Here is a 6669-nt window from a genome sequence, read left to right as displayed (position 1 = left end):
GGCGCTCACCGGGTGAGCGCCGCGACGCCGTTTCTACCGGTGCGAAGCCTCGTGGCCGACTAATATCGAGCGAGCACGAGGAAGCGGGAGCGCGGTGGCTGACAGAAGGACGAAGACCAGGTCGGGGAAGACCTCGGAGTCGGAGGTCCCCATGGGGCCGACGGGGCGTCCGTATCACGGCTTTCCCACGCCGCCCAAGCTCGACGGCCACGGCCCCGCGCGGATCATCTCGCTGTGCAACCAGAAGGGCGGGGTCGGCAAGACGACCACGACCATCAACCTGGCCGCCGCCCTCGCCGGCTACGGCCGCAAGGTGCTGGCGGTCGACTTCGATCCCCAGGGTGCGCTGTCGGCCGGGCTCGGCATCCACACGCACGAGATCCCCACCATCTACGACCTGCTGCTGGACAGCAAGAGCGACCCGAATCGCGTCATCGTGAACTCGGGAGTCGAGAACCTCGACGTGATCCCCGCCAACATCGACCTGTCGGCCGCCGAGGTCCACCTGGTCAACGAGGTCGCGCGTGAGCAGACGCTGGCACGCGCGCTGCGCAAGGTGGCGCACGACTACGACGTCGTGCTCATCGACTGCCAGCCGTCGCTGGGCCTGCTCACCGTCAACGCGCTCACGGCGAGCCACGGCGTGATCATCCCGCTGGAGTGCGAGTTCTTCGCGCTGCGCGGGGTCGCCCTGCTCGTCGAGACGATCGACAAGGTGCGTGACCGACTGAACCCGACGATCACTCTCGACGGCGTCCTGGCGACGATGTACGACCCGCGTACGCTCCACTCGCGCGAGGTCCTCGAGCGGGTCGTCGACGCATTCGGCGACGATGTGCTCGAGACGGTGATCGGCCGCACTGTCAAGTTCCCCGATGCCTCGGTCTCCGGCATGCCCATCACCGAGTTCGCGCCGGAGCACGCTGCCGCGCAGGCCTACCTGCGACTGGCGCGAGAGCTGGTCGCTCGTGGCGCCGTCGCCTGAAGAGGCGCCCGAAGGGCACGCGCCATCGCCTGCCGTCGAACCCGAGGGTTCGGAATCGGATGCCGCTGCCACAGCGGTCGCCGCTCCGGAGCCGGGCTTCCGGGTCTCGCTGGGGAACTTCGACGGCCCCTTCGACCTCCTGCTGAGTCTCATCTCGCAGCATGAGCTCGACATCACCGAGGTGTCGCTTTCGCTCGTGACGATGGAGTTCATCTCTTATCTGCGCGAGCTCGGTCCCGACGAAGAGCTTGATGAGGCATCCGAGTTCCTCGTCGTCGCCGCGACCCTGCTCGACATGAAGGTCGCGGGTCTGCTTCCGCAGGGCGAGCTCGTCGACGCCGAGTCCGTGGCGCTGCTGGAAGCGCGCGACCTGCTGTTCGCCCGCCTGCTGCAGTATCGCGCGTTCAAAGAGGTGTCGGTGTGGTTCGAGCGCTGCCTGCAGCGCGAGAGCCGGCGCCACACGCGCTCGGTCCGCCTCGACGAGAAATACCGCACCGCTGTGCCCGAGCTCGCGTGGAGTCTCAGCGTCGACGACTTCGCCGCGCTCGCGCTGCTGGCCATGACGCCGAAAGAGATCCCGCGCGTCGGCCTGGACCACCTGCACGCACCGCTCGTGAGCATTCGCGAGCAGGCGGCGATCGTGGTGACGCTGCTGCGGGATGCCGGGGCGCTGACGTTCCGCGAGCTCATCGCGGGCGTCGACCAGTCGGGAGTCGTCGTGGCCCGATTCCTGTCGGTGCTCGAGCTCTACCGGCACGCCGCCCTGTCGTTCGAGCAGCTGGAGCCGTTGGGCGAGCTGACGCTGCGCTGGAGTGCGCAGCGCTGGTCGGACGAGAATCTCGCCACCTTGGGAGCAGACTATGACCGATGACGTGAGAGCCAGGCTCGAGGCGATCCTGCTGATCGTCGAAGAGCCGCAGAGCCTTGTGAGCCTGGCCGCCGCGGTCGGCTCGCCGGTGCCCGCCGTACGACAGGCGATCGAGGCGCTGGTGGACGACTACGACGGCAGGAGCGGCGGTCCCGTTCGCGGCTTCGAGCTGCGCGAGGTGGGCGGCGGCTGGCGGCTGTACGTGCGCGAGGAGCACGACGACCTGGTGAGTGAGTTCGTCGGTGGCCAGGCGCCTTCGCGGCTGTCGCAGGCCGCGCTCGAGACGCTCGCGGTCATCGCCTACAAGCAGCCGGTGACTCGCAGCCAGGTCGCCTCGATCCGCGCCGTCAACGTGGACTCGGTGGTGCGGACTCTGCTGGCGCGGGGCCTCATCACGGAGTTGTTCACGGATGCCGAGACCGGCGCCATCAACTACGGCACAACCGATGCGCTCCTGGAGCATCTCGGCATCAACTCGCTCGACGAGCTGCCGCACATCTCGCCGCTGCTGGACGGCGCCGAGGACGTCGGAAGCGTCGACGGATTCGACGAGAGGACCAGACGATGAGTCCCGAGAACACCGACGGGGTGCGGCTGCAGAAGGTGCTCGCCAACGCCGGCGTGGCCTCGCGTCGTGTTGCCGAGCAGCTGATCGTCGAAGGCCGCGTCCGCGTCAACGGCGAGGTGGTGACCGAGCTCGGCAGCCGCATCGACCCCGAGAGCGACCTCGTCGACGTGGACGGCACCGCCGTGCAGCTGGATGCATCCAAGCGCTACGTGATACTCAACAAGCCGACCGGCGTGGTGAGCTCGATGAAGGACGACCGCGGCCGCCCGGATCTGCGGCGCTATACGAAGGACTGGCCGGAGCGGCTGTACAACGTCGGCCGGCTGGATGCCGAGACCAGCGGTCTGCTGGTGCTCACGAACGACGGCGAGCTCGCCCACGTGCTGGCTCATCCGTCGTTCGGCGTCACGAAGGTATACATCGCCAAGGTCGAGGGCCGAGTCACCCCGCAAACGGTGCAGAAGCTGATCCGCGGCATCGAACTGGACGACGGCCCGATCGCGGCAGACAAGGCCAGGCTGCTGTCGGCATCCGCCGAGGGCGGTGGCTCGCTCGTCGAGCTGACGCTGCACTCGGGCCGCAACCGCATCGTGCGTCGAATGATGGCCGCGGTGGGGCATCCGGTCGTCGAACTGGTGCGCCGCCAGTTCGGCCCGCTCCACCTGGGAACCCTGCCAGCGGGGGCGGCACGTGAGTTGACTAAAGTGGAGCGCGGCGCTCTGCTGACTCTCGCGCGCCGTGAAACCTCTTCGCCGCTGGCGGAAGAGGGCGAACAGGAGAAGTAAGTGACCGAGACGAGGCCGACCTCCGAGCGCGCGCGCCGGGCCGAGGCATCGCTCGCTCCCCGGGTGCACGGCACCGTCCGCATCGTGGGTGCGGGCCTTCTCGGGGCGAGCATCGGGCACGCGCTGACCGCGCGCGGCGTCGATGTCGTCCTCGACGACACCTCACCGTCGCAGCTGCGGCTCGCCGTGGACTACGGCGCCGGCCGCCAGGCGCGCGACGGTGACGAGCCGTCGCTCGTGGTCGTGGCCGTCCCGCCCGATGTCACGGCCGACGTGATCGAGCGTGAGCTGGCGCGTCACCCCGACGCCGTCGTCACCGACGTGGCGAGCGTCAAGCTCGAGCCGTTGCGCGCGCTGCGGGAACGAGGCGTCGACCTCACGCACTACATCGGTTCCCACCCGCTCGCCGGACGCGAGCGCGGCGGCGCGATCTCTGCGCGTGCCGACATCTTCGTGGGGCGACCGTGGGTCGTCTGTCGCGACGAGGCCACGTCGGCCGCGGATCTCGCGGTCGTCGAAGGGCTCGCCCTCGAGCTGGGCGCGACCCCGATCGAGATGTCGCCCGAAGATCACGACCGTGCGGTCGCCCTCGTCTCGCATGTGCCGCAGCTGGTGGCGAGCCTGCTCGCGGGTCGCTTCGTCGACGCGCGCGACGAGTCGCTGCGGCTCGCCGGACAGGGCGTGCGCGACACCACGCGCATCGCGGCCTCCGCGCCGGAGCTGTGGGTGCAGATCCTCGGCGCCAACGCCGAGCCGGTGGTGGACGTGCTCGACCGGCTGGCGGCCGATCTGACGACCGTCGCGACGGCTCTGCGAGCACCCGACGCGCCTGGCGCCCGTCGTGCGATCGCCGACACGATCCGACGCGGCAATGACGGCGTCGAGCGGCTGCCCGGAAAGCACGGGCAGAACCGGCGTTTCGAGCAGATCGTGGTCATGGTCGATGACACTCCGGGACAGCTCGGGCGACTGTTCGGCGAACTCGGCGAGCTCGAGGTGAACGTGGAGGACATGCGCCTGGAGCATTCCCCAGGCGCGCAGTTCGGTCTCGCCGAGATCAGTGTCGACCCTGCCGCCGTCCGGCGTGCGGTGGACGGCCTCGAGTCCCGCGGCTGGAAGATTGCGAGCACCACCAATGACTGACCCCTCGACCTCTGGGCAGCCCACCGGCGCCGGCACGGTCGTCGTGGCCCTCGACGGGCCTGCCGGCAGCGGTAAGTCCAGCGTCTCCAAGCAGGTCGCACGGCGATTGGGCTACGGCTACCTCGACACCGGCGCCGCCTACCGGGCCCTGGCCTGGCACGCGCTCGAGCACGGAATCGACACGTCCGACGCGGCATCCGTTCTGGATGTCTCAGGCGACTTCGATTACGCCATCTCACTCGACCCCGACTCATACTGGGTGCGGGTCGGCGGGGTCGACGTGACAGACGCCATCCGCGAGCCCAGGGTGAGCGACGCGGTGAGCGGTGTGGCGAGGGTTCCGGTTGTCCGCCAGTCCGTGAATGCCCTCTTCCGCGCGCTCGTCGCGCACTCCGGCCGTCCCGGCGTCGTGGTCGAGGGCCGCGACATCACCACCGTGGTGGCCCCCGATGCGCCCGTGCGCATCCTGCTCACCGCCGCCCCAGAGGTGCGGGCGGCGCGGCGCAGCGCGGAACTGACGACGCAGGATGCCGCGGCCGTCGCCGCGGCACTGCACCGGCGTGACGCCTCAGACTCGTCCGTCGTCGACTTCCTCACCGCCGCCCCCGGCGTCGAGGTCGTCGACTCGACCGACCTTGATTTCGATCAGACCGTGGACGCCGTGCTCGGCGTGATCCGCAGCGCGCTGCCCGCGTCTGATCCCCTGCAGACAGGAGCCCCCGATGGCCGCTGACGACCGCGCCCCCGACACAGACGACACGTACGAGGGCGGTGAAGACCACCTCGCCGAGAACCTCGCCGCCATCGACGACGAGCTCGCCGACCAGCGCGCCGCCGCGCTGCGCGTGGGGCTCGAGGACTACGACCTCGACGAGGACGACGCCGAACTGCTCGAAGGGCTGGTCCGCGGCGAGGACGGCATCGAGTACATGCCGGCGCTGCCCGTCGTGGCGATCGTGGGCCGTCCGAACGTGGGCAAGTCCGCGCTCGTGAACCGCATCCTCGGCCGCCGCGAGGCCGTCGTCGAAGACACGCCCGGCGTCACGCGCGACCGCGTGACGTACAAGGCCGAATGGATGGACCGCCGCTTCACGCTCGTCGACACCGGCGGGTGGGAGCCCGATGCCCGCGGCATCGACCGTTCGGTCGCCGCCCAGGCAGAGGTCGCCATCGACCTGTCGGACGTGGTGCTGTTCGTCGTCGACGCGATGGTCGGAGCCACCTCCACCGACGAGCACGTCGTTCGGCTGCTGCGCAAGAGCGGCAAGCCGGTCTTCCTCGTCGCCAACAAGATCGACGACCCCCGCCAGGAGCCCGAGGCCGCCGCGCTGTGGAACCTCGGCCTCGGCGAGCCGCACCCGGTGTCGGCGATCCACGGCCGCGGCGTCGCCGACCTGCTCGACGAGCTCATGAAGGTTCTTCCCGACATCTCGGCGGTCGCCAAGCAGGAGATCGGCGGTCCGCGCCGGGTCGCGATCCTCGGGCGGCCGAACGTCGGCAAGTCGTCGCTGCTCAACAAGGCGGCAGGCGAAGAGCGTGTGGTCGTCAACGAGCTCGCCGGCACCACCCGCGACCCCGTCGACGAGATCGTCGAGATCGGCGGCAAGATGTGGCGGTTCGTCGACACGGCCGGCATCCGGCGTCGCGTGCACCTGCAGCAGGGCGCCGACTTCTACGCCTCGCTGCGCACGTCGACGGCCCTCGAGAAGGCCGAAGTGGCCGTCGTCGTCCTGGATGTCACCCAGCCCCTCAGCGAGCAGGACGTGCGCATCATCGACCTCGTGCTCGAGTCCGGGCGCGCACTCGTGCTGGCGTTCAACAAGTGGGACCGCCTCAACGACGACGACATGGACGGTCAGGATCGTCGCCGCTACCTCGAACGTGAGATCGAGCAGGACCTCGCACACGTCGCATGGGCCCCGCGCGTCAATATCTCGGCCCGTACCGGGCGCCACCTCGAGAAGCTCGTGCCGGCGCTCGAGACGGCACTCGAGTCGTGGGATCAGCGCATCCCGACCGGCAAGTTCAACGCCTTCCTGTCGGAGCTGATCGCCGAGCACCCGCACCCGCTGCGCGGCGGCAAGCAGCCTCGCATCCTCTTCGGCACCCAGGCATCGACGCGTCCGCCGACGTTCGTGCTGTTCACGACGGGCTTCCTGGACCCCGGCTACCGACGGTTCATCCAGCGCCGCCTTCGAGAACTGTGGGGCTTCGAGGGCACACCGATCGTGATCAACATGCGTGTCCGCGAGCGTCGCCAGCGCTGAATCGGGACTCGGGCGGGTGTGACAGGCTGGCTGTGACCGAACGGGCCCTGTGA

At 69.5% G+C, this 6669-nt stretch carries 7 protein-coding genes; all 7 read left to right on the top strand.

What is annotated here, in order from left to right; translation table 11 throughout:
* Window positions 1-151: 151 nt before the first annotated feature.
* Genes ACLKM7_RS13005 through der form a run of 7 tightly spaced genes read left to right on the top strand, consistent with a single transcriptional unit; the run spans window position 152 to window position 6616 of the window.
* Window positions 152-985 carry a ParA family protein gene (locus ACLKM7_RS13005; RefSeq protein WP_436447583.1) on the top strand — a complete coding sequence of 278 codons (834 nt, stop codon included), beginning with the start codon at window positions 152-154 and terminating at the stop codon, window positions 983-985.
* Window positions 969-1856, top strand: a complete 888-nt coding sequence (locus ACLKM7_RS13000; protein WP_436447582.1) for a segregation and condensation protein A — start codon at window positions 969-971, stop codon at window positions 1854-1856. Before ACLKM7_RS13005 ends, ACLKM7_RS13000 begins: the two co-directional genes overlap by 17 nt.
* Window positions 1846-2421 (top strand): SMC-Scp complex subunit ScpB, encoded by a 576-nt coding sequence (gene scpB / locus ACLKM7_RS12995; RefSeq protein ID WP_436447581.1) that lies wholly within the window; start codon window positions 1846-1848, stop codon window positions 2419-2421. Before ACLKM7_RS13000 ends, scpB begins: the two co-directional genes overlap by 11 nt.
* A complete protein-coding gene (locus ACLKM7_RS12990) occupies window positions 2418-3206 on the top strand; it encodes a pseudouridine synthase (protein WP_436447580.1) in 789 nt (262 codons plus the stop codon). The genes scpB and ACLKM7_RS12990 overlap by 4 nt, the downstream gene beginning before the upstream one ends.
* Entirely contained in the window at window positions 3207-4349 is a 1143-nt protein-coding gene (locus ACLKM7_RS12985; RefSeq protein ID WP_436447579.1) for a prephenate dehydrogenase, read from the top strand.
* Window positions 4342-5082, top strand: a complete 741-nt coding sequence (gene cmk, locus ACLKM7_RS12980) for a (d)CMP kinase (RefSeq protein ID WP_436447578.1) — start codon at window positions 4342-4344, stop codon at window positions 5080-5082. The genes ACLKM7_RS12985 and cmk overlap by 8 nt, the downstream gene beginning before the upstream one ends.
* Window positions 5072-6616, top strand: a complete 1545-nt coding sequence (gene der / locus ACLKM7_RS12975; protein WP_168914368.1) for a ribosome biogenesis GTPase Der — start codon at window positions 5072-5074, stop codon at window positions 6614-6616. Before cmk ends, der begins: the two co-directional genes overlap by 11 nt.
* Window positions 6617-6669 lie beyond the last annotated feature (53 nt).

The sequence above is a fragment of the Microbacterium sp. I2 genome (genome assembly GCF_051364985.1).
In the GTDB taxonomy this organism is placed as follows: Bacteria; Actinomycetota; Actinomycetes; order Actinomycetales; family Microbacteriaceae; genus Microbacterium.
This window is presented reverse-complemented; position numbering and strand designations above follow the sequence as displayed.

Excerpts from the sequence above, each read along its gene's own strand:
- ACLKM7_RS13005 (WP_436447583.1), top strand. The coding sequence starts at position 152 with ATGGGGCCGACGGGGCGTCCGTATCACGGCTTTCCCACGCCGCCCAAG.
- scpB (WP_436447581.1), top strand. The coding sequence starts at position 1,846 with ATGACCGATGACGTGAGAGCCAGGCTCGAGGCGATCCTGCTGATCGTC.
- ACLKM7_RS12990 (WP_436447580.1), top strand. The coding sequence starts at position 2,418 with ATGAGTCCCGAGAACACCGACGGGGTGCGGCTGCAGAAGGTGCTCGCC.
- cmk (WP_436447578.1), top strand. The coding sequence starts at position 4,342 with ATGACTGACCCCTCGACCTCTGGGCAGCCCACCGGCGCCGGCACGGTC.
- der (WP_168914368.1), top strand. The coding sequence starts at position 5,072 with ATGGCCGCTGACGACCGCGCCCCCGACACAGACGACACGTACGAGGGC.